The following is a 23591-nucleotide window of genomic DNA, read 5'->3' as shown; positions in this document are numbered from 1 at the left end:
TCGTTAAATAACGTCGGTAAAACGGCACAGCGCCAGGGGCGCGAGGAAGATGCCCGCGCCGCCTTTGAGGAAAGTTTGGACATTCGCCGCCAAATCCTTGCGCGTATCGGCGAAACCCCCGAAGCCTTGCGCGACCTGAGCGTTTCGTTAAATAACGTCGGTCAAACGGCACAGCGCCAGGGGCGCGAGGAAGATGCCCGCGCCGCCTTTGAGGAAAGTTTGGACATTCGCCGCCAAATTCTTGCGCGTATCGGCGAAACCCCCGAAGCCTTGCGCGACCTGAGCGTTTCGTTAAATAACGTCGGTCAAACAGCACAGCGCCAAGGGCGCGAAGAAGATGCCCGCGCCGCCTTTGAGGAAAGTTTGGACATTCGCCGCCAAATCCTTGCGCGTATCGGCGAAACCCCCGAAGCCTTGCGCGACCTGAGCGTGTCCCTGAGTAATATCGGCTCAATCAGGCAGGCGATGAATGATATACAGGCGGCGCAGGCAAGCTTTGAGGAAGGGCTGGATATTGCCGAACAATTAAGGCTTGCTTTTCCGAACAATAATGACTACAAAGCATTGACAGGGCAGTTTCGACAGGTTTTGTCGGAAATCAATGCCACGGATACGACTTCTTAAAACCGCAACCGCAAAAGAAAACCTTTATGACACACACGCAAACCCCGGACATCCGCCACGATTGGACCACAGACCAGGCCTTGGTCTTGTTTCAATTACCCTTTAATGAACTGGTGTATCAGGCGCAAACTCTGCACCGTAAATACTTCCAGCCAGAGCAGGTGCAATTAAGCAGTCTGCTGAATATTAAAACCGGTGCCTGCCCGGAAGATTGCAGTTATTGCTCGCAAAGTGCGCGGGTGAGTACCGGTTTGCAAACTGAACCTTTGATGCCGGTTGCAGAAATTGTCACTGCCGCAGAAAAGGCTAAAACTGCGGGAGCCAGCCGTTTTTGCATGGGCGCAGCCTGGAAGCGTCCTAATAGTCGTGATTTTGAGAAAATTCTGGATATTGTGGAATCAGTTCATAAAACAGGCATAGAAACCTGCATGACGCTGGGTATGCTCAGCCAGGATCAGGCGCAGGCACTGAAAGTGGCAGGGCTGGATTATTATAATCATAATCTGGATACTTCCGAGGCATATTATCCACAGGTTGTTACTACCCGCAGCTATGGTGAGCGCCTGGATACCCTGGAAAACGTGCGTCAGGCAGGCTTAAAAGTCTGCTGTGGCGGTATTTTGGGCATGGGGGAAACCATTGATGATCGCGCCGCGCTGATGGTGACGCTGGCAAATTTAACCGAACACCCGGAAAGCGTGCCGATTAATCAGTTGGTCAAGGTTGACGGCACGGCATTGGAAGATGCTGAAGAACTGCCGCCACTGGATATGGTGCGCGCCATTGCTGTGGCCCGTATTATGATGCCTAAATCCTGGGTTCGTCTCTCCGCTGGACGCTCGGCAATGTCTGATGAGTTACAAAGCTTGTGCTTTCTGGCCGGTGCCAATTCTGTTTTTTATGGTGAAACCTTATTGACCACTGCCAATATGGATGTCAGCAAGGATCAGCAATTGATTAAGGATTTGGGTATGACCGCAGTGTAAACAACATGACTGTTTGACCTGATGCATACCAGACCTTCCATGTTTTGAAAACCTGGAAGGTCTTTTAGTTTTTTTCCTACCATCAACCCTGCACCGTTTCCACAGGTTTTACGTTCAGAATAATGCCGGAGGAACCTACCACTTTAATGCGGGTGCCTGCGGGACAATCCGGGCCATACACATCCCAGAAACTGCCATCGGCCTTGATTTCACCCACGCCATCTTCAATCGGTGCGGTTAAAGTGAAAATGCGACCATTAAATTGTTCTGCCCGCTGGTTTAAGAATGGCTGATCAGTTTCCGGTGGAATCGCATTGAGATAAATACGAGATAACACCAGACCAAAAATAGAAATAGTGGAAAAACTGAAAAACTGCCAGGAAAAACTTAAGCCCGGTACCAATAAGACCAATAAACCCACCAGACCTGATGCAATCGCCATTGCCAGGAAAAAAATATCCGGCAAAATCATTTCCAGTAAAAGAAGGACACAGGCAGCCATCCACCAGTACCAATACGCATCCATTTGTAATAATTCCTGCATTTTCTGGGTTCCTTTTTTAAGTATTATTTGACTCATTTTTACGCTGAAAAGCCTCTTTACCAATCTCGCCAATGCCCTGCAACGCGCCTAACATACTGGTGGCTTCCATCGGCAGCATAACCAGTTTTTCATTCGGGGCCTTGGCAAGCTCACCAAATGCTTTAATATATTTTTCCGCCACAAAATAATTAACCGCCTGCACATCGCCATTTGCCAGTGCCTGCGACATCATCGCAGTGGCTTTGGCCTCCGCCTGTGCCAGACGCTCCCGAGCCAGCGCGTCATGTGTCGCGCTTTCCTCACGTTGTTTGGAATACAATAACTCTGCTTCCTGTTGTGCCTGCGCTTTGAGGATTTGCGCCTGCTTTTCCCCTTCCGCCTCTAAAATCTTGGCTTTTTTACTACCTTCCGCGCGCATGATTTCAGATTGCCTGCGACCTTCTGCTTCATGTAATACCGCGCGTTTCTGACGCTCTGCTGTCAACTGTTTGTTCATGGCTTCCGCCAGTTCTTCCGGTGGCGCAATATCCTTGATTTTAACCCGGAATATTTTAATACCCCAGCTTGTTGTTGACTTGCCAACATCCGTCAGAATGCTTTCACTGATTTCCTCACGTTTGGATAAGAGTTCATCTAGCTCCATGGAACCGACCGTGCCGCGCACGTTGGTGGTGATCAAATCCTTGACGGTTTCGACATAATTTTCGACTTCATAAGCGGCTTTAGCGGCATCAATGACTTGATAAAAGATAATCCCGTTAACCATTACCGTGGCATTATCTTTAGTAATTACCTTTTGGTTTTCAATATCAATGGTACGCTCACGCATATCCATTTCCTGACCAACCTGTTCAATAAACGGTATGATGAAATTAGGTCCTGCATGTAAAAAACGGGTATATTTTCCAAAACGCTCTACCGTATAATTAAAGCCCTGTGGTACCTTTTTGAAACCCAGGAAAATGGCTGTCATTGCGATAAGCAATATCAAGCCGGAAATAATCGCTAAACCGATTTCCATTGATGATACTCTCTAAAAAATAATCATATGAATTCAAATCAATCTTCTTGCCTAGATGCTACTTCACTCAAAGCCCAGCCCAAAACCGTCAAACCCGCAAAATCATTGTTGCGGCAAACCGGACGGGCATTGGTAGATTATGCCATGATTAACGCTGGAGATCGCCTGTTACTTGGTGTATCCGGGGGCAAAGATTCCCTGTCATTATTACAAATATTAAAACATTTTCAACGTCATGCCCCGATTGATTTTAAATTGGGCGTGGTTACCGTAGACCCGGAAGTGGAAGGTTTTCACCCGCAGCGCCTGAAAACCTATATGGCAGAGCAGGGCATTGAATATTTTTATCGGCAGCAGCCGATTATGGAATCAGCCAAACAAAATATGAAGGGAGACTCATTCTGTGCTTATTGCGCGCGCATGAAACGCGGCATTATGTACACCACCGCGCGTGAAGCCGGTTACAATGTGCTGGTGTTGGCGCAGCACCTGGATGATTTGGCGGAAAGTTTTTTGATGTCAGCCTTTTTTGGTGGGCAGTTAAAAACTATGAAAGCCAATTACACCATAGATGCCGGGGATTTGCGGGTGATACGTCCACTGGTTTATGTGCGTGAGCGACAATTACGGGACTTTGCCCAACAAGCCGCCCTGCCGATTATCCTGGACAGTTGCCCCGCCTGTTTTTCCGCACCCACTCAGCGCGAAGCCATGAAACAACTGCTGGCAGCCCAGGAAAAAAGCCACCCGCATTTATTTAAAAATTTATTACACACCATGCGTCCGTTAATGATGGGGTTTGATCCTGCGGATTTAGCCAACAAAGAAGGAAACAACCATCATGTCTGAATCCTATCAAACATCAGCCCCCCAATTTTATTTTTGACAAAATTTTGCTATTAAATAGCTGAAATTTTTGGGGCTTGTCGTATAAACCTTACAACTGTTGTCTTTGTCACGATAGGCATGGATTAGAAAATTTAAAATGGGATCTTCCCAACGCTGTTGTTTTATCCAGCTTATCATCGTTTCTGCGGCTGATTGTGCATCAGCTTCTAATTGGTTTTGAATTTTCAGTTCAAGCAAAGCTTGTAGATATATGCGCGCGGTCTCTGGCTCTTTAAAGTTTTTCCAGGCTGTTTGCGCACGGGATAAAGCGGCACCAGCCTGTTGTTCCAGTTCCAGCAAAAAACGGGCTTCTGCGGTAAGCAAGCTGAAATCTTTAGCTGCGAAGGCTTGCGCAAAACGTTCTCTGAGCATCTGTTTTAGATTTTTTAACTGTGCTGTGGTTTTGCCGGTTTTTGTCAGTGCCAAAGCGCGTCGTAATTGTATTCGGGGATGGGCATGGTCAAAAGGTAATTGTTGCAAGACCTGCTGCACTTTACCACGGTCTAATAAATAATCTGCATACCAGGTCAATAAATACAGAGACTCCCCTCCTGTTTTTAAAGCTTTGTTAAATGCCTGTTCCGCGCCCTGAAAATAATGTTGGCGATAATGAATAACCGCCATTTCAGCATTTAATAAGTGCTCAAACGCCTTCCCCATTAATAAAGCGTTAGCCTGTACGGATTCCAGTTCCCGGTAAGCGCGTTTACTTTGCCCCGTGCGACTGTATAAATTGGCATAACATAAAGAACTGAAAACCACGTTGCTGCTTTCCAGAATTTTTGCACAGATTTTATAAGCTTGTTCATATTTACCCTGGTGCCGGTAAATCACACTTTTCAGGATTTCTGCCTGAGCTTTATTGCCCTTATCCTTGGCAATAACAATGTCCAAATCCTTTAATGCGCTGTCAAATTGATGTGCATAATGTAAAAGTTGCCCTCGCAGCATCAACAATGCAAGTAAGGCAGGTGATTTTTGTCTGATTTTTTTTAATAATGCCCGGGCATTTGCAAAATAAGCTGGATTTTGTTGTTGGCGACCACGCTGAATATAATATTGTGCTAACTGTATTTTGGGTTGACTGGCTCCGGGATGTTTAACAACTTCGACTTGCAAAGCCTGCAATTGTTTCTCCTGGGCTTGTTTCTCCTGGATCTGCTTCTCGATAGTAAGGTTTTCAGTTGCCCATGCCCAATGTGTATAAGCAAAAATTAAAATAACAAAAAAGCGCATCATATTTCTCCTGAAAAATCAGCTTGCTGGTTATATGGCTTAACTTGACAGTCAAAAGTTCTCACTAACTTAACCTTTTGAATAAAAAGCTATTTTAATAAGTATCCAATTTTCTTCAAGAAGGAAAAAATTTCTTCCAACCAAAGCTATTGAGGATACTCAGCTAACTCAGTAAAAAATGCTCTAAAGTAGCATTTTTAGGTACTTTTATCGATTTTTTCTGTTCCGATTTTAGCTTATATTGGTTTTTTATTCAGACAAGAAGCATACTTGAGGCACCCCATAAAATATAAAGGGGACGCTACCATTTTAATTGGGTAATATGGTTTGATGTGGTTTTGTGATAACTTGTAATCCGCCAAACTAAACAAAGGTCATCCAATATGCCCGTTGTATTCAGATACCAGGGTTACCGTTTTTTCTTTTTTTCAAATGAAGAAAACCCACTCGAACCTTGTCATATTCATGTCAGAAAAGGCGGTGCGGTTGCTAAATTCTGGTTGGAACCAGAGGTGAAACTGGCTGAGTCTTATGAGATGGCCTCATCAGAGTTGCGAAAATTATCACAACTGATTAAACAACATGAAGCTTTCATCAAGGAGAAATGGAATGTCTATTTCAGCCAATAAACCATTAGCAAAAAATGTTAAATTTGATACCGATATGATGTGGCTTGAGCTGGTTGATGGTCGAAAATTAGGAGTGCCACTGGCTTATTTTCCACGTTTACTCAATGCTCAACTGGAACAATGTCAACACTATGAAATCAGTGGCGGTGGTAGTGGTTTGCATTGGGATGAACTTGATGAGGATATCAGTGTTGAATACCTGTTAATGGGCATTGGAGACAGGGCACGATCTTATTCATCTTCAGAAAATTTAGCAGCATAATTATAATTAAAGGGGACACTTCCAATTTATAATCAAAGGGGATGCTTCCAATTTATATAAAGCAATATTTATGAACTAAAATTAATTGCTTATAGGTAAGGTATGGCTGATTTTTGGTTTTTTTCGTATGATTGGCTTGTTTTTCTGGGCATCCCTTTCGTAAGTTTGAAGGTTTGCAGCGATTTTTTTTTCAAATCTGTGTAGAATCACCTGCGACTGATGTCTTCTGTCATTCACAACAGGAATATTCTATCTAATGAGCCATATTGCACAACGGGATACCTCGGCGCATACCGTGGAGACACCTGCCTTGGCACATCGTCGCGGCGCTAAAAATGGGCAGCGTTTTCTGATTGCCACTTTGCTGTTATTTATGATTTGGCTATTATTAACTGGCAGCCTTGCCTGGGATGAATTACTGGCAGGACTGTTTGCGTCTATGTTAACCGCCTGGATTGCGCAAAAACACTTAATGATTTTAGATGATATACGCTGGTCTGTATCCATGCCTTTTTATCTGGCGCAGTTTCTGGCGCAGTTCTGTTTTGCGCTGCTATTGGCAAACCTGGACATGGCGCGTCGTATTTTATCCCCCTCCTTACCGATTAATCCCGCGCTGGTTGAAGTAGAAACCCGTTTGCAATCGCCATTGGGTAAATTGATGCTGGCAAACAGTATCACCTTGACACCGGGCACCCTGACTGTAGATATTGAAGCACAGCATCTGCTGGTGCATTGGGTGGACAGCTCTTCCGGTACTGATTTGCCCCATGCCACCGCGATTATTGCAAGGCGTTTTGAGCATTCACTGGCGGCATTGTTTTACTAATTAATCTGAGTTCGATGTAAGCTTCTTTTTGTACTAAATGATACAAAAAAACTGCTTCCGTCTCATGCTAAGTTTTTGATAGAAGGTTTGTCATGGATAATATTGAAATCATCGCAATGACATTAACGGGTTTGGCTTTAGTGTTAGGCACCTGGCGTATGCTGCAAGGCCCCACCACCCCTGATCGCGTGGTGGCTGCTGACACTTTAACCGTGATTATCACCGTAGTTCTAGTTTGGGTTGCCGATAAACTTGAGCGTAGTTTATATCTGGATATTGCTTTGGTTTACGCGGCGCTGGCTTTTGTGGGGGTTGTCACCATTGCCCGCATGATTGAAACGCCGTTGCATAAATCTGAGACTGAAAAAAATTCAGAGGTGTCTTAATAATGCAACTTTTGGCAAATATACTATTATTGATTGGCAGTATTTTTTTATTTCTTGGTGCTTTGGGTTTGGTACGTATGCCGGATGTGTATAACCGTATTCAAGCGGGCACTAAAGCAACGACATTAGGCGCATTAACGGTATTGCTGGGGATGGTGCTGCATCACCCTGGCTGGTGGCTCAAACTGCTGTTAATCGCTGTATTTATTTTAATTACTTCACCCGTGGCCTCTTCAACTTTGGCGCGTTCAGCCTGGTTAATCGGTTTTCGCCCTTATCAGCGAGATGTTGAAGCGGATAGTGCAGCAAAGAACACGGGTGCTGGAGAGCACATCAAATGATATTTTGGCTTGCTTTATTGACGATTAGTATTTTGCTGGTAGCGGCTGCGGGTGTGGTTTTATTACGTAACCCCCTGTCAGCCGTGGTTGCTTCAGGCATTGTATCTCTGGCTTTATCGGTGATGTTTGTGATTTTACGCGCACCGGATGTGGCAATGGCAGAGGCCATTGTCGGCGCGGGTTTGAGTGGTGTTATTTTTGCCCTGGCTTTACGCCGTGTCGGGCTTTGGGATGTCTCTGCCGAGATAAAACACGCCGCTTCCTCCCCTTCGTCCCAAGCCCCCATCCGGAACAAGCAATCAACGGAGTGAAGTTATGAAAGCACGTCATATCAGTAGCTTGTTATTTTTACTGGGCTTAGGTCTGTTATTAATCAGTATTTTTCAAAACCTGCCTTACAGCAACAATCTGACGGGGATTGGTGCCAATATCAATGCGCAAGCACCCCAGCAAGTCGGTACCGCCAATATTGTAACCTCAGTGATTCTGGCTTATCGTGGCCTGGATACCTTAGGTGAATTATTAATTTTATTTACCGCGTCTATCGCTGCGGGTATGGTGCTGGCCTATAATCCAGATGAATTGACAGATAGTGTTTTGGGAAAACAACAGCAACAACCCGCTGGTTTTATTTTGCAAACAGCCGCAGATTTGCTGATGCCTTTTCTGCTCATTACCGGCATGTATATTATATTACATGGGCATATCACTCCAGGCGGTGGTTTTCAAGGTGGGGCGATTCTGGCTGCTGCTTTTTTTATTCCACTGCTCACCTTGCCGGGCAAGCGCATGGATTATCAACTAGGTAGCCTGTTGGAGGCTTTGGCGGGTATCAGTTTTATCAGCATCGGCCTGATTGCCTTGTTCTGGAAGGGGCAGTTTCTCGCGCCTTTAGGTGAACCGGGCGTGCCGGGTGCCTTGCTGTCTGCGGGTAGCCTGCCTTTGCTATATCTGGCAACCGGGATTAAAGTCGGTGCCGAACTGGCTAACTTACTGGCACGTTTGCGTGATGCCTGACTTTTTGTTGAAAATACAAAACAGGGATTGGCAAGGCACAAATGAAAACCGGCGTGAAGAAAAAGAAGCTTTTGCGTAACACCAATTAATAAGAGAAAAAATAATGACAGATGATGCAGGCTGGATTTATATTTTTGCGTATCTGGGCGTAATCGGATTGCTGTTGCTGGGATTGCTGACAATGTTGATTTACCGTAATGTGATTCGCATCCTTTTGGGTTTGGTATTGGTGGAATCTGCCATTAACCTGTTACTGGTGACCATTGGTTTTCACCCCGGTGGCATTGCACCAATTTTAGAAAGTGGGCAAACTGCACTGACTACTTTGGCGGTTGACCCCATACCACAAGCGCTGGTATTGACTGCGATTGTGATTGGCGTTGGCGTACAGGCACTGGCCTTGTCTCTGGTGATTAAAGTCTATCGTTTTTATGGCACCCTGGATATACAGGAAATTGCCAACATTACCCAGCAACAATCCCAGCAATTAAGCCACCATGATTTTACCCGCTCAAACTGCTCCAGACAGGCTGCCACTGTTCCAAATACGTTGACCCGTGGAGGTTCTGACACATGATCGGGCCAGTTCTCCTTATTGCCTTACCCTTTCTTGGCGCATTTCTCTTGCCCCTGGTATACCAGCATTATCTGCGCGCCGCTTACTGGGCCGCGCCTATGGTGGTAATTACCAATCTGATTATTGCACTGGCTTTATGGTTCGGCGTCAGTATGGTCGGGCCGCAAAGTTTGTTGATGGGGGGCTTTGCCGCGCCTTTAGGCATTACCTATTATATCGATCACCTTGCCTTGCTGTTTATTATTCTGCTATTAGCAGGCTCCTTGTCGTTATGGCTGGGCGCATGGCATCGTCGCTTACAGGAAGAAATGCTGACCTTGTTACTGATAGGCAGCGGCACGGGTATGGCGCTGTCTGGTGACTTATTTAATATTTATGTATTTTTTGAGATCATGGCAGTGGCCTCTTATGGTTTAACCGCCAGTCGCAGGCACTGTGGTCAATCATTTGCTGCCAGTTTACGTTTTCTGATTGTTGGCGCTTTAGGCTCCAGCATGTTATTGCTGGGCATTGCTTTGATTTACGCACTGACTGGCACTTTGAACTTATCGCATCTGGCGGTGCTTGCGCCGGAGTTATTGCACGGCACCACCGGTTTGGCGGCATTTGCTTTTATGTTGATAGGTTTAGGGGTCAAGGCAGAACTATTTGCAGTCAATACCTGGGTACCTGAAGTTTATGCACATGCACCGATTCGGGTGATTGCTTTGCTCGGTGGCTTTGTTTCCAAACTCGCCATGTTAATTATTGTACGTTTATTGTTACTGTTATATGCAGGCAGTGATGCTTACCTGATATTACTGGGTTTTGGGGCGCTGGGCTTACTGACCGCAGAGTTTGCCGCGCTGCACGCAACCGACCTGCGCCGGATACTGGCGTATTCTTCAATGGGGCAATTGGGTTTAATCGCTATCGCCTTCTCAATTCCTGGTGAGGCGGGGTTAATTGCCGGTGTTGCCTTGGCTGCGCATCATGCGGTAGCTAAACCCGCGCTGTTTTTACTCATCGAAAACTGGGGTGGACACTGGCAGAAATTATCTGGCGCAGTCAAGGTTGCGCCACTGGCAAGCGTCATTTTTCTCATCATGACGCTCTCATTAATCGGCGTACCGCCCTTACCCGGTTTCTGGGCAAAACTGCTGCTGTTCCAGGCGGGGCTGACTGCGGGTGGTATTTTTAACTGGGCTATTGTGCTGATTGTGTTGACAACACTGATCGAAACCGCCTATTGGTTGCGCATTAACCGCCAGTTATTCCAAAGCGAAAACAATCAACCGCCGGTAAACATTCCCCCTGACCGAGAACTTTGGCCTGCCGCCCTGCTGTTGGTTTTATTACTGCTTATCAGCCTGAATATTGGTACTATCAGTGATGAATTGACCCAAATGGCCTACCATGCCAATGATACCGAGACTTATATCAAGCATACCCTGCCAATGTGGCAAACTGGAGAGTAATGGCTGATGACGACACTGGATTTTTTATTCTTATTATCGCTCTCAACCGTATTAATATTGTTATTATTCGGGCGACGTCCCATGGCGGGTTGGTTTGCCGTCGCCGCTTATGCTATGCAATTGATTATGCTGCTGGCGATTTGGAAAGGTTTTAGTGGCGACATTTCAGTCCCTTCCAGTTTTCATTTTATGATACAAGGCCACCAACTGCATTGGGGCATGAATGGACTGGGCTGGTTTTTTGCCCTGATTACCATTATTGCGGCGATGCTCACCAGTGCATTCAGCGCCGGAGAATGGGGACAGCAGCAAAAAAATATGCATCTGCAACATGTGGCTATGGCGGTGAATGTGTTTGCCATGCTGCTGTTATTATCCAGCATGGATTTCCTCAGCCTGTTTATCGGCTGGGAACTGGTGAGTTGGGCTGCTTATCTGATGATGACCCAGCGCGGTGGCAAGGCGGCAGACGCGGCATTTCGCTACTTATTGTATGCCATGGCTGGAGCCATGATGCTGCTGACGGCGATTGTGCTGATTAATGTACGTATCCATTCCTTCCAGTTTGAAGCTTTCTGGGATGCGCTGCCGGTTTTGCCCAGTGCCTTATTGTGGACAATTTCTCTGCTATTCGTGGGCGCATTTGGTATTAAAATGGCCTTATTACCCTTTCATTTATGGCAGGCAACGGCTTATTCCGAAACCCCCGGTGCTGGCGCTGCGTTTCTCAATGCCATTGCTGCGCGCATGGGTTTATTTGCCTTGTTAATCGTCTTGCTTAAACCCATTGGCATGGAGCGTTTGCAAATACTTGCCATGCCCTTGTTTGCCTTTATTGACGCGCAAAGCCTGTTATTATGGCTGGCGGCCTTAACCGCCATCATTCCCACCTTTATTGCCCTGCAACAAACCGATGCGCGCTTATTACTAACCTGGCATGGCATCGGGCAAGGTGGTTTTATGCTGCTGGGCTTGGCGGTTGGCACGCCAATGGGTATCGCCGGTGGTTTGCTGCATATTCTGAATTACGCCTCCTATCAGGCGGCTTTATTTTTAGCGGTTACGGCAGTGATTTATCGCGCTGGCACTGCGGATTTGGACAGGCTGGGCGGTTTGATTACCCGTATGCCCTGGACATTCATCGTATTACTGATGGGCATTATTGGCCTTGCCGGACTACCCCCCATGAATGGTTTTGTCTCAAAATGGCTGATTTACAAATCACTGATGGACGCCAATATGCCCATGCTGCTGGTTGCTGCCAGTATCAGCACCCTGGGTACGATATTAAGCGTTTATAAATTAATACATAATATTTTCCTCGGACAACTGCGCAAAGCTCATTTCACCTTAAAAGAAGCCCCTTTATCCATGATTGCGCCGATGTTAATTCTGGTATTGATTGCCTTTGTCACCGGTGCGATGCCGGGGCTGGCCTTAACCATCGTTGATGCCGCGCAAGCTGCGCTGGGTTATGACTTATTACCGCACCACTTGGGCGGTATCACCTGGCCCAGTGGCAGTCTGAATATGCTATGGGTCACCGGTATTTTGTTTTACGGCATTGGTATTGGCGCAGTTATTTTCCTGTTTCTGGGTAATAAGCGTCATGTCACCCATCAGTGGGATAACTATGCGGGGGGGCATTTTTTATCCGCCAAAACCCCGTATCAATACAGTCATAATTTTTATCCCGGCCTCATGCGTATTATTGGTGGCTGGTTCGGGCAGCAGGTATTAAACATTGAAATGGGACTGCGCCACTTTGCCAAGTTATTGTCAGAAGTTTTTTATGACAGTTACCAGGTGGTTTACGCCAGTTTATATCTCGTTGCCGCGCTTGTCGTCACGCTGGCATTGATTGTTAAAGGATGAGCTATGAATACAGGTGAACTGTTACTGGAACTGGTCTTGATGCCGCTGGTTGCTTTTCTGGTGGGTTTGCTGCTGGTGTTAATGATGCGCAAGGTGCGGGCAAAAATTGAGCGCCGCGTCGGCCCGCCATTTTTCCAGCCGGTGTATGACATCGTTAAGCTCTACGCCAAAAAAACGCAAATTTCACATGGTTATATGCATGATGTGGCAATGATGATGCTGCTCGGCGGTTATATTGCCAGCGAGATTTTTTTACCCGTTCCCGGTATGGACGGTGTTGCCCATCAGGCCGATTTACTCACCCTGATGTATCTGCTGATGGTGCCCATGCTGGGCATGGCAATGGGAGTTGGACAAACCGCCAATCCCAATGGTTCTATTGGGATTTCCCGTGCCCTGACCTCCATGCTGGCTTATGACATTCCTTTTGTTATCGTGGTTGCGGGTGCTGCCATCCATTACGGCACTACCAGTCTGCCCACGATTATTGAAATTCAGCAGCAACAGGGTTTGCAGAGCTGGGGCTTAACAACCATGCCACTGCTCGCGCTTGCCGGTTTAATGACCATGCACGCCATGCTGGGCAAAGAGCCGTTTGAGCTGTATGTCGCCCCCGCTGAAATTGCAACCGGGCCGATGGTGGAAATGAGTGGTAAATACATGGGCACTTTGTTTGTGATGCAGTGCTTCCAGCTCTATACCGTGGGCGTGTTATATACCACTTTATTTCTTGGCGGTGGCTTAAACTGGCTGACATTCCTGCCCAAGGTGTTTGCTGTGGTATTGATCGCTGTTTCCATTACCAATGTTTATGGGCGTTACCGTACTGAAGATGCCGTGCGCTGGTTGTGGAAATGGCCGGTGATGATTGCCTTGGCAGGATTGGCTCTAGTCATGAGTAACGTATAAAAATAGCCTTTTATGGGGCTGTTTTTAATTAAAATTGCCATCACATTAAAATCTGGAACAGTCAGACTCATGTCCGAGCAAACAGAAACAGCAGCATCGTCTGCCCAAGAATCCAAAAAAATAACTAAAAAGCCCCTGAAGCGCCGTATTTTAGGCTGGGCTATTGAAATTCTTATTTTGCTGGTGATCATTATCGGCATTCGTAGTTATATGCTCAAAGATGCCATCAGCGGTGAAGCCCCCGTATTTTCAGGGCAGTTTCTGGATGGCCCGAGTATGAATCTACGGGACTATCGGGGTAAACCGGTATTGGTGTATTTCTGGGCACCCTGGTGTCCGATTTGTGGGCTGATGGATGGCACTATTGAAAACCTGGCAAAAGACTATCCGGTAATTACGGTGGCTTATCAAGGTGGTGATAATGCTGCGATTCGTGCGCATTTACAAAAAGAAGGACTGCAAATGCCCGTGCTGGTGGACGATGCCGGTAAACTGGGTTCCGCTTATGGCGTACAGGGTATACCGAACAGCTTTATTCTCGACAGCCAGGGGCAGGTGCGTTTTATTGAGCCGGGTTTAACCAGTAGTTGGGGACTGCGTGCCCGTTTGTGGTTAGCAGGGTTTTAATCTGTGATCCAGTTTCTGATAAACCAAGGTAACTCGCAATAAATAACGCCCCCATAGCGCGCAGGATTTTTATCCGTTTTCAAGGCGTGAAAACTGGCACATAGTAAGCTATGTAACGGTTTTTACAATGCGGAATAGGAGTCTGTCCGAGAGCGGTTTTAAGCACTGGCTGCAAGCGCTGAAAGAAGCTTATGTCGAACTCAGATTAATCATTGTTCTGCACCTGTAAGGACAAGGGGAGTTGGTTGTAAACCAGTTTACCCGCCTGCAAGCCCTCAGTGAGACGATAGGCGGTAAAAAATAAAAAATGCCCTGCCACGCCGGATAAAGAACCCTGGTAAATATCCAATAAAGTGCTGGCCTGTAATGCTGGATAATGCGCTATAGGTATTAAATTTTCCAGCTTGGCATCCCACATTAACAAGCCCTGTGGGGTAAACTGATAGGCAGTATTAGCATAAAACATCAGAATAAAAGTATCTGCCGCTTGATTAATATCCTCCAGATCGGCATCTATTTTCATGGCAATTTGCACCTGATCCTGACTATCAAGCAATAAATCATTACCCCGTTGCCCCTGATTGCTTTCCAGTTGCAAAACAAATTCTGTAAGACTGGATGTGGATTGCGGGTCAGCATTAAGCACCATCGCCTGACTGCGAGGCAAGCCATCCACCCATTGCTGTGGTGAAATATGAAAATCTACAGGGTTGACTGCAAAAAACAGATTATTAACACAGGATAAACGCAAGCGATTATGTTGATAATTCCAATCTGTTGGTAAGCGAATCAAAGTGCTGCCCTCATTTTCCAGGTAATCCGCCAGCAGCGTATTAAAATTCAAGCCACCATCCTCTGAGTGCATTAATGATAATGCCTCACAGGAGACCGGTGCCTGATTGGTATTTGCCACATCCCAGCGGATACGGTGGATACTGCCACCCTGCCATTGTACGGCACGATTGGGCCAGCTAAAACGAAATGGCCCGGCTTGATCGCTGACTTCAATGGTTTGGGTTTGTATTGTTGTGGCAGCGCTGCCCTGATTATCCCGCGCAATTAAACGAAAATTCAGGCTGCGCCGGGTGCTGGGCAGAATTTCCCCCGTTGTTGTTGTCTGATACAAAACATCATTCATTTGTGGAAAGCTGCGCTTTGCTGACTGCGTGGGAGGAAATGCCCTGAATAAGGGGCCGCTGCCAATATCTTGTAACAGTGACTGTCCCGTGCTGCCTAAATCCCATTGTTCCCAACTATAACTGTAATTGGCCTGCTGTGAAACCTCACTATTGCCACTTAACATAAACGGGGTTTGCCTGGGAATCACATAAACCGGGCTGGCAACAGGGTTAGCTAAGGGTAACGCTGCTATGCTGTATCTGCCGCAGTTTTCTGGTGTTTGTAAAATATATTGGCGTATTTGCGCTAAACTGGCGCTGTGAAAATTGCTTTGTGCGTGATTTTGTAAATTATCCTGTGCACATAAACCAGGGTAACTCATAATCGTGGAGCCACTGCCCGGTTCATAAGCGGTGTCGGCATAACGCTGGCTGCAAGCACCACGACTACCATTATAAGTATGTGTTGCGCCAAACTGATGACCAATTTCATGAGCCAATACATCCACTGCAAAATGCACGTCTGTGGGTGAGGCGCATCCAGAAAGCCCATAAGCTTTGTAATAATATGAGCATAAGGTGCCAACACCTGCCAGCCCACCTTGCTCCGTGGTGAAAACATGACCAATATCATAATTTTCACTGCCAATCACCTGATCCATTTGTAATTGGTTCTGTTCCAGTAATAATGGCAAATCCCCTGCTGTATAAGGATCGGTTTCGGGATTAAGATAAATCAGTTGTTCCGTATTTTCCACCAGTTCAAGGCGCACGCCCAGATCACGTTCATAAATCTGATTCAGTTGATTAACCTGGCTGACAATCGCCGATAACACCTGTGCCTTGTCCGCGTTATAAAACTGGCTGAATTCCCCCGTTGCCGCCACTGCAAGGCGATAAGTGATTTTTATATTCAGATTATCGGTTGTGGCAGAGCGGCGTAAGCTGGTTTTAGGAGGCAAGGCAGATGCTGGCAGCCATAAACGGTCATCAACAGTCAGGCTGCGCGCCTGTGTTATCTGATGCTTAAAATAGCTGAGATAATGTGACTGCGCATCATGCTCAGGTCGGATATAAATCGTTTGCCCCTTGCTGTCTAATATTTGTGCGGAAAAACCATGCTCGCTGATATCCAGTTGCACAATAGTCGCGGGATCTGTTATCGCATAACCGGAAAAACTCAGAATTTCCGGGTAATGTTTGGCTAAAGCAGGGGATAAGGTGTTTTGCGGGCGAATTTGAAACGCGGCATCACTGCCATCAGGCATCGGCAGGAATACAGATTGTGCGCTACGGCGCAAATGCGCTGCCTGCAATTGCTGGCGCAGCGCCTGAATATCCAGGTGGATATGACGCGCTTGCTTAAGATTTTGCAGACTACGGCGCGTTGTTGCTGTGGGCAAATCCTGCCATAAGCGCGTTAAACCCGCAGGCATGAGTATCGCGCCAACACTTTGGCTGAAAATCAACCCGCATAAGCCACAAACAACCCCGGATTTTGCCAACAGCATTTTATAATCTCGCTAATTGTGACAATAAATAATCAATTTGCTGCGCCTCATGTGAAGCTGAAAAAGTAATCCTTAAACGCGCGCTGTTTTTCGGTACTGTCGGTGGGCGAATTGCACTAATCAATAAACCTGCCTCATATAATAGCTTACTTGCAGCCAAAGCCTGCTCACTGCTGCCTAAAATCACCGGTTGTATCGGTGTGAGGCTATCCACTAAAGGCAGACCCAGTTTTTTCGCACCCGCCCGAAAATGCTGGATATGTTGCTGTAAATGCTGTCGCCGCCAAGTTTCATCCTGGATTAATTGCAGGCTTTGCCGGGTCGCCAGAGCCAGCGCAGGTGGCAGGGCGGTGGTGTAAATATAACTGCGCGCGCTCTGAATCAGGCTTTCAATCAGCACTTCGCTGCCTGCGACAAAAGCGCCGAACACCCCGGCAGCCTTGCCCAGGGTTGCCATCAATATCGGCACTTGTTCTGTATCCAGCGCAAAATGTTCCAGGCAACCCCCACCCGAATCACCCAACACCCCAAAACCATGCGCATCATCCACCATCAGCCAGGCTTGATACTTTGCCGCCAGAGCAACCATTTCCGGCAGCGGCGCTAAGGTGCCATCCATACTGAATACGCCATCAGTGACCAGCAAGCAAAAGCGTGACCGCTCAGCGGCGGTTTTCAGTTGACGTTCGAGTATTTCCAGGTTGCCATGTGGATAACGATAGATTTGGGCGCGGGATAGGATCGCGCCATCAATTAAAGACGCATGATCGAGTTTATCCAGAATAACCGCATCCTGTCTGTCCAGCAAAGCACTGATAATCCCAAGATTTGCCATATAGCCGGTGGAGAACAATAATGCCCGCTCCCGTCCAGTAAAATCCGCCAGCGCGGTTTCCAATTGTTCATGGGCCTGACTATGCCCGTGCAGCAAATGTGCCGCGCCCGCGCCCAGCCCATAATCTTCCAACCCACTCTGGCAGGTTTTGACCAGTGCCGGATGATTTGCCAATCCCAGATAATCATTACTGCAAAAGGAAATAAAAGAGCGCCCCTGAATATGGCGGATAACAGCCTGTGGCTCCAGATGAGAGGCTCGATGGCGGTATAAATTCGCTTGCTGACGTTGTTGTAGTTGTTGTTCTAAGTGTTTTTTTAAGGAGAGCATAGCCGATTAATCAATGATGAATTATAAATATTGAAATATAGATTTTCAGATATTAAATGTCTAAATGGCGTGCTGTCAATGGGAAATTATATGCCTGAAAGTCGATAGGAAAGCAACTTAATTCAACTGAATACGCTGGCCCCAAGGTACTTTACGCTTCCCCTTCACCAGCCACAATACCGGAAAATCAGGCGGCTGTGCCGGAAACTCCCCTTCGGCATCAGTAAAGTAGACTAATAAATCCGGTTGTTTATCCGCACCTTGCAGCCATTCAAATACCGGCGTAAAACGTGTGCCGCCACCACCATTAAACTGTTTGGGCGGACTGAAGGTATCCCAGGGTTCATACACCCAGGGCGCATCTTCATCAATTTCAGCATCACAGGCCAATAAAGTGACCCGCGCCCGGATTTGACCTTTAATGCCGTCCACTTCTGACAAACATGCCTGAATTTCTTTATCCGTGATGGAACCACTGCTATCCAAGGCCACGGCAATTTCCAGTTGATGGCTGCGCAAACTGGGTAAAATGGCATCACCTTCACGCCGCGAGGGACGCATATAGCTGTAATCATCACGGGCATTGAGGGTCATATAATGTGCCAGCAGGCTGCGCCAGGGGCGTTGCGGTTGTAATAAGTGATCCACCAGACGCGCCATCGCAGCGCCCATCTTGCCTGCTTGTTGCGCCTGTTGTGCTGCACCTGCCAGACGCTGTTGCCATTGTACGGAAAGGTTTTCCTGCTCATCTTGGCTTAAAGGTGGGGGTTGTTTGGCTCCCCCTTTATTTTTATCCAGTTCGGCTTCCGGTGGTTGATTATCAGCGTCGCCAACATCACCTTGCTCCGGCTCATTCTCATTTTTATCCCGCTGCGACTGTTGATTGCTGTTATCATTTTTATCTGGTTCATCATACACATGCTTATCCATCGGTTCATCGCTGTTATTTTCATCGAGCATGGGATAAATTTCTTCTGCCGTCATGTCTTTAAAATCAGGCATAATATTGACATCCGGTGGTGGTGTTAATCCTTCAACCAATAACAATGGATTAATGGCATAATCACAGGCCAGATCCCAGCGAAATTTCACCCGGTGCTGGCGGCGGGCAAAATGGGATAAGGCACAGTGCAGTGCTTCGTGTGCCAGAACAAACTGCACCTGATCCAGGCTTAAGGCGTGAATATAATCTTCGCTGTAAAAAAAATGTTTGGCATCGGTGGCAGTAGTTGGGCACCATTTAGGAGCGGCGGCTTTCATCGGCAGGCGTAAGACCAACGCACCTAAAAAAGGCTTGTCCAGAATTAATTTGGTTCGCGCTGCTGCGAGCTTGGTTTCTATATCATTCATAAATACAATATTCTATTTTTCAGGAAAAAAACATGGATACCTTCATCAATACTGACGCCTTGCTTTATGCTGTCGTTGCTAAAAGTATGCTTTCCATTCTGCTGGTTTTTGCAGGCATTGTCGCTTTATATGTGGGCAGCCGCTTATATCAACAAGCATTGGATCAGCAGGCAAGCTCTGCGGAGGAGGAAACCGGCGAATTTGCCAGCAAGCGTTTGCATAAAGACACCTGGATGCCACGCGGCAGCATGATCAAATCCCGGGAAGGTGAGCGTTTTACCCGTCTGGATAAGGATATGTGGGTATCACGGGGTACGCTGGTGCGGGTGATTAAGCTGGATGAAAATAATCGTCAGGCATTAAAGGTGACCGGGTCATTAGTGATGGCTTCTTCTATTATCTGGGGCAGCCTGGCCTGGTTAGCCGCACCGCTGGATATTGATAATATGAATCAATCGCTGGCAAAAACGCAAGAACACCGCATTCATAATGCCTTGACTTCGATTGCCCAAAAAGTTGAGACAACAGGACAAGATTTTACACAAAGTTTGGCAACTTTGCAGACACAGGTTGCCAGCATAGCGCAACTGGAAAAAAATATTAATCAGCTACAAGCGCAGCAAACTGAGCAGGTAACACAACACCTGACACAGCATCTGGGGCAGATGGATAGTCATTGGCAACAGCAGCAAACGGGGTTAAACGATAACTTAAACAGCTTGAAAATACATTTGGATAAACAGGCGCAAGCTTTAGGTTCAGAGCAAGCAGCATTGGAAACTGATATTAAGGCTGCATTTTCAGCCATTAAAAGCCAAAACCAAAACTGGCAGCAACAAAATCAACAACAACAAAACACCTTGCAACAAAGCGTAACACAGCTTGCCAATCAGCAACAAAAACTTGCATCCCAGGAAGCCATTACTGGTTTAGCAAAAAGTCAGGTAAGTCTGGAAACGCAATTGCAGACGCTTATGCCGGAAACCAGGCAACAGGTTCAGCAGCTTTTTGAACAATGGCAACAGCATAGCCAAAATCAACAGCAGCAAACTCAAGCGCAAATCCAGCAAGATCAAACTGAACTTCAGCAAACGGTGGAGACTTTAAGCCACAGCCTGCAAAATGTGGAAAAACAACTGTCAGAAAATCAAAATCAGGAACAAATTGCACAGATACAAGCGGGATTACAGACCCTCAAGCAAACACAGGATAGTATTGCTACCGGCTTAAATGCTTTGCAAACAAGCAATGCAGCACAACAGCACACAACGCAATTGACAGGTTTAGCATCGCAAACCCAACAATTACAGACGGCTTTAGAGACGATGGGGCAAAGCGTGCAAAAAAATAATACGCAATTACAACAGTCCTTGTCTCACTGGCAGCAAAACACACAACAGCTTCAGCAAATGCTAGGCAATTATCAGCAGGAAATAAGTACAACACAAAACCACAGTATGCAGCAGCAGGCACTACTAAAAACCATGCAAAATGATTTACAGCAGTTACAACAGGCGATGCAGGCACAGATAGAACAAAATAAACAAACATCGCTCAGCAGGGAAATGATGCAGACACAGTTAACTGCATTGCAAGACAGCAGCAGTAAAACAGAACCTGCTTTACTGGCTGCAATGACAGAGATTCGTGAAGCATTAACCCGCCTGAAAGCACCCCAGGCTAACATGGACGCAGTGCAAGCAATCACCTCAAAACCCGAATCAGTCACGCAGGCTACGCTAGAAGCAGTCGCTACAGACAAAATGCTTACTCAGCTTGCTGATACTGAGAAAACTGATAGCAAGAAACAGGCTGATACTGAAAAGCAAATAGCACAGCCTGATAATGAAATTACACAGGCATTATTGGCAACGGAGATAAACAAACTGGCAGATGGTCGCAGATATCTGGATTTAACAATTGCTTTTGCCCCCGGTTCCAGTCAGTCAGTCTCTGATCAAAAATTATTAGAACAATTAGCCATCGCTTTGACGCATAGCACATTAAAAAATCATTTGATTACTTTACAAGGTTATACCGATAGCCATGGTGCGGCAATAAACAATCTGCGTTTGTCCACAAAACGCGCAGCTTTTGTAAAAGAATGGTTAATTCAACACACAACCCTGGATGCCAATAAAATTCAGGTTGAAGGCAAAGGTGAAGCCAACCCCATTGCAGATAATGCCACCGCAATAGGACGACAAAAAAACCGCCGCATTCGCCTGGTTGTAAAATAGAGCCACCCGGAAGCCTCTATTAATTGTATTAACAGCAAAAGGGCGTTTTCATTGCTTAAAGCCAGAATAGCAGCAACATATTCTGGCTGCACAAGCAATAGAAAACACACTTTGGGTACTGCTGGACTTACCGGATAATTATTTAAAGAAAAAAACAGGCATTAATTTTGCGTACTCATCGGGATTTGGAAGTATCATATAATAGTAATAACTTATTACAAAAGAATAAGGATTATAATAACTCATGAAATTTTATCACCGATTACGTACTAAACTTATGCTCGTTTTTACACTGATCACTTTATTGCCAATTTTAGTGACGGGTTTTTTTGCAATTCAAAGTTCTGCAAAAGCACTGAAAACACAAGCACTATCCATGCAGCAACAGCAAGTGATGACGTTAAAAGACAGTATTGAGCGCTTTCTTGCTACCGCACGTAGTGACTTGTTATTTTTGACCCAGTCAGTTCCTTTTAAGCAATATATTGGGGCAAGAGAAAAACAACTTTCCGTTGAAGCACTGGAAAAAGCACGAAAAAATGTAGAACAGGAATTTGCCGCCTTATCAAATTACCGAAAAGTGTATTACCAGATACGCTACCTTGATGAAACAGGTCAAGAAATAGTACGAATTGATACCAAAGGTGGAAAGGTTAAAATCATTGCCGCAGAGCGTTTACAAAATAAAGGCAGTCGCTATTATTTCACCGATACCATGAAACAACGTGGGCAACAGGTATTTGTCTCACCACTGGACTTAAATCGTGAGCAGGGCAAAGTTGAAACACCTTATAAACCGGTTATTCGTTATGGCGTAAAAGTTTATAACAGCAAACATAAAACAGTTGGCATACTGATTACCAATATTGATGCCGGACAATTTTTAGATACGCTAGGCAGTGCAAGATTAGTGGATGCCAAGGGCTTTTTCATGCATCATCCCAATGATAATAATGAATGGGGCAGTCAGCGTGATTTAGATACGGGGTATAACCTGGAAACCGAGCTTCCAACGCTCAACAAGCGTTTGCTGCGTCAGGATGGTTCAATTAATACCCGCCGATTAACACTGAGTAGCATTCAGGTTGATGTGCCTGGTTCCAGTATGTCATGGCATTTAATCTTAAAAGAAGATGCCGCTAAAGTCCTTGCCGGCGTGTATCTGTTTTTAACTACATTCACCCTTATTTTAGTGATAACGCTGGTGATTGCATTACTGATTGCATTGCTTATTAGTGGTCGGATTACCCGTCCTATTGAGCACTTGACTGAAGTTGCTGACGCTATCAGTAAAGGCAAACTGGATACAGACATTGTTGAAGTTGACAACAAAGGGGAAATTGGTCAGCTTGCAAAAGCTTTTGAACGCTTGCGCGTAAGTATGATCAAAGCCATGGAGCGCTTACAGCGAGGTTAATCAGTCATGAATAATCCACATCTAAGTCGTGATGAAATCATGGTAGAGTTGTGCGAAATCTGTCAGCAACATCGCTCTGGTACTTTATTTATTACTGCCGATGGCGGTCACCTGGTGCGTGTTGCCATGCAGCAGGGTAATATTCATTCAATAGAGTTTGATGCGGGTCATTCCAGTATTGAAGCCATGCAGGAATTGGAAAACATCACTGGGGGACGGGTTCAATTTGCTGAGAATATTTTTGAAAATGCCCATGAAACACCCCTGCCAGATACCCAGAAAGTACTGCAACGTCTTTGTGATTCAATAAAATCACTAAAACAGGGGAAGACCCCTGCAAAACCTGCTGCAACAGGAAGCATGGCGCTATGTATAAAAGCAGTTGAAGCTGAATTGGCTAACTTTATTGGCCCTTTTGCCAAATTTACCTGTAATGATTATCTGGAAGATTCAGGTGAACCCAAAACACTCAATGAAGTTGAAAAAATGATCCTCAGTGTTGCCACAGAAATTGATGGAGAAGTTGAACGCCAGCACTTTATCGTTGCAGCCAGACAAACCATTGCAAAATAGTAAACTATA

General features: G+C 46.0%; 24 protein-coding genes. 18 read left to right on the top strand and 6 right to left on the bottom strand.

Translation table 11 applies throughout. The features are described 5' to 3' along the window. Both QUF61_RS11390 and bioB read left to right on the top strand, forming a co-directional pair. The coding region (locus QUF61_RS11390) for a tetratricopeptide repeat protein (protein ID WP_289681768.1) at window positions 1-624 on the top strand (624 nt) is incomplete at its 5' end. Window positions 625-650: 26 nt separating this feature from the next. Then, on the top strand, window positions 651-1610 hold the full coding sequence (gene bioB, locus QUF61_RS11385; RefSeq protein ID WP_103920612.1) for a biotin synthase BioB: 960 nt from the start codon (window positions 651-653) through the stop codon (window positions 1608-1610). Between the two features lie 82 nt (window positions 1611-1692). On the opposite strand, the gene QUF61_RS11380 is transcribed toward bioB, so the two are convergent. Together QUF61_RS11380 and QUF61_RS11375 are read right to left on the bottom strand one after the other, a co-directional pair. Beyond that, a complete protein-coding gene (locus tag QUF61_RS11380; protein ID WP_177428569.1) occupies window positions 1693-2154 on the bottom strand; it encodes an NfeD family protein in 462 nt (153 codons plus the stop codon). A 16-nt stretch (window positions 2155-2170) separates the two neighbouring features. Continuing rightward, the gene (locus QUF61_RS11375) at window positions 2171-3175 is read right to left on the bottom strand and encodes an SPFH domain-containing protein (RefSeq protein ID WP_289681767.1); all 1005 of its coding nucleotides are present in this window, start codon (window positions 3173-3175) and stop codon (window positions 2171-2173) included. Window positions 3176-3202: 27 nt separating this feature from the next. Between QUF61_RS11375 and QUF61_RS11370 the strand changes: the two genes are divergently transcribed. Beyond that, complete coding sequence (locus tag QUF61_RS11370; protein WP_103921330.1) at window positions 3203-4024, top strand: tRNA 2-thiocytidine biosynthesis TtcA family protein; 822 nt, start codon at window positions 3203-3205, stop codon at window positions 4022-4024. A 27-nt stretch (window positions 4025-4051) separates the two neighbouring features. On the opposite strand, the gene QUF61_RS11365 is transcribed toward QUF61_RS11370, so the two are convergent. Further along, entirely contained in the window at window positions 4052-5302 is a 1251-nt protein-coding gene (locus QUF61_RS11365) for a tetratricopeptide repeat protein (RefSeq protein WP_289681766.1), read from the bottom strand. A 380-nt stretch (window positions 5303-5682) separates the two neighbouring features. Here QUF61_RS11365 and QUF61_RS11360 point away from each other — a divergent pair, with 380 nt between their 5' ends. From QUF61_RS11360 to QUF61_RS11305, 12 genes are all read left to right on the top strand, one after another. Continuing rightward, a complete protein-coding gene (locus QUF61_RS11360; RefSeq protein ID WP_289681765.1) occupies window positions 5683-5928 on the top strand; it encodes a DUF4160 domain-containing protein in 246 nt (81 codons plus the stop codon). Then, window positions 5909-6190 (top strand): DUF2442 domain-containing protein, encoded by a 282-nt coding sequence (locus QUF61_RS11355; RefSeq protein WP_103921333.1) that lies wholly within the window; start codon window positions 5909-5911, stop codon window positions 6188-6190. Before QUF61_RS11360 ends, QUF61_RS11355 begins: the two co-directional genes overlap by 20 nt. Before the next feature lie 256 nt (window positions 6191-6446). Continuing rightward, window positions 6447-7019 carry a Na+/H+ antiporter subunit E gene (locus QUF61_RS11350; RefSeq protein WP_286019478.1) on the top strand — a complete coding sequence of 191 codons (573 nt, stop codon included), beginning with the start codon at window positions 6447-6449 and terminating at the stop codon, window positions 7017-7019. A 92-nt stretch (window positions 7020-7111) separates the two neighbouring features. Continuing rightward, a complete protein-coding gene (locus QUF61_RS11345; RefSeq protein ID WP_103918272.1) occupies window positions 7112-7405 on the top strand; it encodes an MrpF/PhaF family protein in 294 nt (97 codons plus the stop codon). A 2-nt stretch (window positions 7406-7407) separates the two neighbouring features. Then, the gene (gene mnhG, locus QUF61_RS11340; protein ID WP_103921334.1) at window positions 7408-7746 is read left to right on the top strand and encodes a monovalent cation/H(+) antiporter subunit G; all 339 of its coding nucleotides are present in this window, start codon (window positions 7408-7410) and stop codon (window positions 7744-7746) included. Beyond that, complete coding sequence (locus tag QUF61_RS11335) at window positions 7743-8057, top strand: Na(+)/H(+) antiporter subunit B (protein WP_103921335.1); 315 nt, start codon at window positions 7743-7745, stop codon at window positions 8055-8057. Before mnhG ends, QUF61_RS11335 begins: the two co-directional genes overlap by 4 nt. Window positions 8058-8061: 4 nt before the next feature. After that, the gene (locus QUF61_RS11330; protein ID WP_103921336.1) at window positions 8062-8763 is read left to right on the top strand and encodes an MnhB domain-containing protein; all 702 of its coding nucleotides are present in this window, start codon (window positions 8062-8064) and stop codon (window positions 8761-8763) included. Between the two features lie 103 nt (window positions 8764-8866). Continuing rightward, on the top strand, window positions 8867-9340 hold the full coding sequence (locus QUF61_RS11325; protein ID WP_103921337.1) for a sodium:proton antiporter: 474 nt from the start codon (window positions 8867-8869) through the stop codon (window positions 9338-9340). Continuing rightward, a complete protein-coding gene (locus QUF61_RS11320) occupies window positions 9337-10797 on the top strand; it encodes a complex I subunit 5 family protein (RefSeq protein WP_289681763.1) in 1461 nt (486 codons plus the stop codon). Before QUF61_RS11325 ends, QUF61_RS11320 begins: the two co-directional genes overlap by 4 nt. 6 nt (window positions 10798-10803) lie before the next feature. Beyond that, window positions 10804-12672 carry a proton-conducting transporter transmembrane domain-containing protein gene (locus tag QUF61_RS11315; protein WP_103921339.1) on the top strand — a complete coding sequence of 623 codons (1869 nt, stop codon included), beginning with the start codon at window positions 10804-10806 and terminating at the stop codon, window positions 12670-12672. A gap of 3 nt (window positions 12673-12675) precedes the next feature. After that, window positions 12676-13581: a respiratory chain complex I subunit 1 family protein gene (locus QUF61_RS11310; protein ID WP_103921340.1), complete on the top strand. Its 906-nt coding sequence runs from the start codon at window positions 12676-12678 to the stop codon at window positions 13579-13581. A gap of 69 nt (window positions 13582-13650) precedes the next feature. Continuing rightward, window positions 13651-14208 carry a protein disulfide oxidoreductase gene (locus QUF61_RS11305; RefSeq protein ID WP_289681760.1) on the top strand — a complete coding sequence of 186 codons (558 nt, stop codon included), beginning with the start codon at window positions 13651-13653 and terminating at the stop codon, window positions 14206-14208. A 205-nt stretch (window positions 14209-14413) separates the two neighbouring features. Here QUF61_RS11305 and QUF61_RS11300 read toward each other — a convergent pair whose 3' ends face one another. The 3 genes from QUF61_RS11300 to QUF61_RS11290 form a co-directional block, all read right to left on the bottom strand. Continuing rightward, entirely contained in the window at window positions 14414-16837 is a 2424-nt protein-coding gene (locus QUF61_RS11300) for a reprolysin-like metallopeptidase (RefSeq protein ID WP_289681759.1), read from the bottom strand. A 1-nt stretch (window position 16838) separates the two neighbouring features. Next, complete coding sequence (bioF, locus tag QUF61_RS11295; RefSeq protein WP_289681757.1) at window positions 16839-18002, bottom strand: 8-amino-7-oxononanoate synthase; 1164 nt, start codon at window positions 18000-18002, stop codon at window positions 16839-16841. A gap of 117 nt (window positions 18003-18119) precedes the next feature. Beyond that, on the bottom strand, window positions 18120-19352 hold the full coding sequence (locus QUF61_RS11290) for a vWA domain-containing protein (protein WP_103921344.1): 1233 nt from the start codon (window positions 19350-19352) through the stop codon (window positions 18120-18122). Window positions 19353-19384: 32 nt separating this feature from the next. Between QUF61_RS11290 and QUF61_RS11285 the strand changes: the two genes are divergently transcribed. The 3 genes from QUF61_RS11285 to QUF61_RS11275 all read left to right on the top strand — a co-directional run bounded on the left by QUF61_RS11285 (window position 19385) and on the right by QUF61_RS11275 (window position 23582). Next, entirely contained in the window at window positions 19385-21592 is a 2208-nt protein-coding gene (locus QUF61_RS11285; RefSeq protein ID WP_289681754.1) for an OmpA family protein, read from the top strand. A 244-nt stretch (window positions 21593-21836) separates the two neighbouring features. After that, complete coding sequence (locus QUF61_RS11280; protein ID WP_103921346.1) at window positions 21837-23009, top strand: HAMP domain-containing protein; 1173 nt, start codon at window positions 21837-21839, stop codon at window positions 23007-23009. Window positions 23010-23015: 6 nt separating this feature from the next. Continuing rightward, complete coding sequence (locus QUF61_RS11275; protein ID WP_103921347.1) at window positions 23016-23582, top strand: DUF8082 domain-containing protein; 567 nt, start codon at window positions 23016-23018, stop codon at window positions 23580-23582. Window positions 23583-23591: the final 9 nt, after the last annotated feature.

It is taken from the genome of Candidatus Venteria ishoeyi (assembly GCF_030378065.1).
Lineage (GTDB): Bacteria > Pseudomonadota > Gammaproteobacteria > Beggiatoales > Beggiatoaceae > Venteria > Venteria ishoeyi.
Note: the sequence above shows the minus strand (reverse complement) of the source record. Positions and strands in the feature narration are given on the sequence as shown.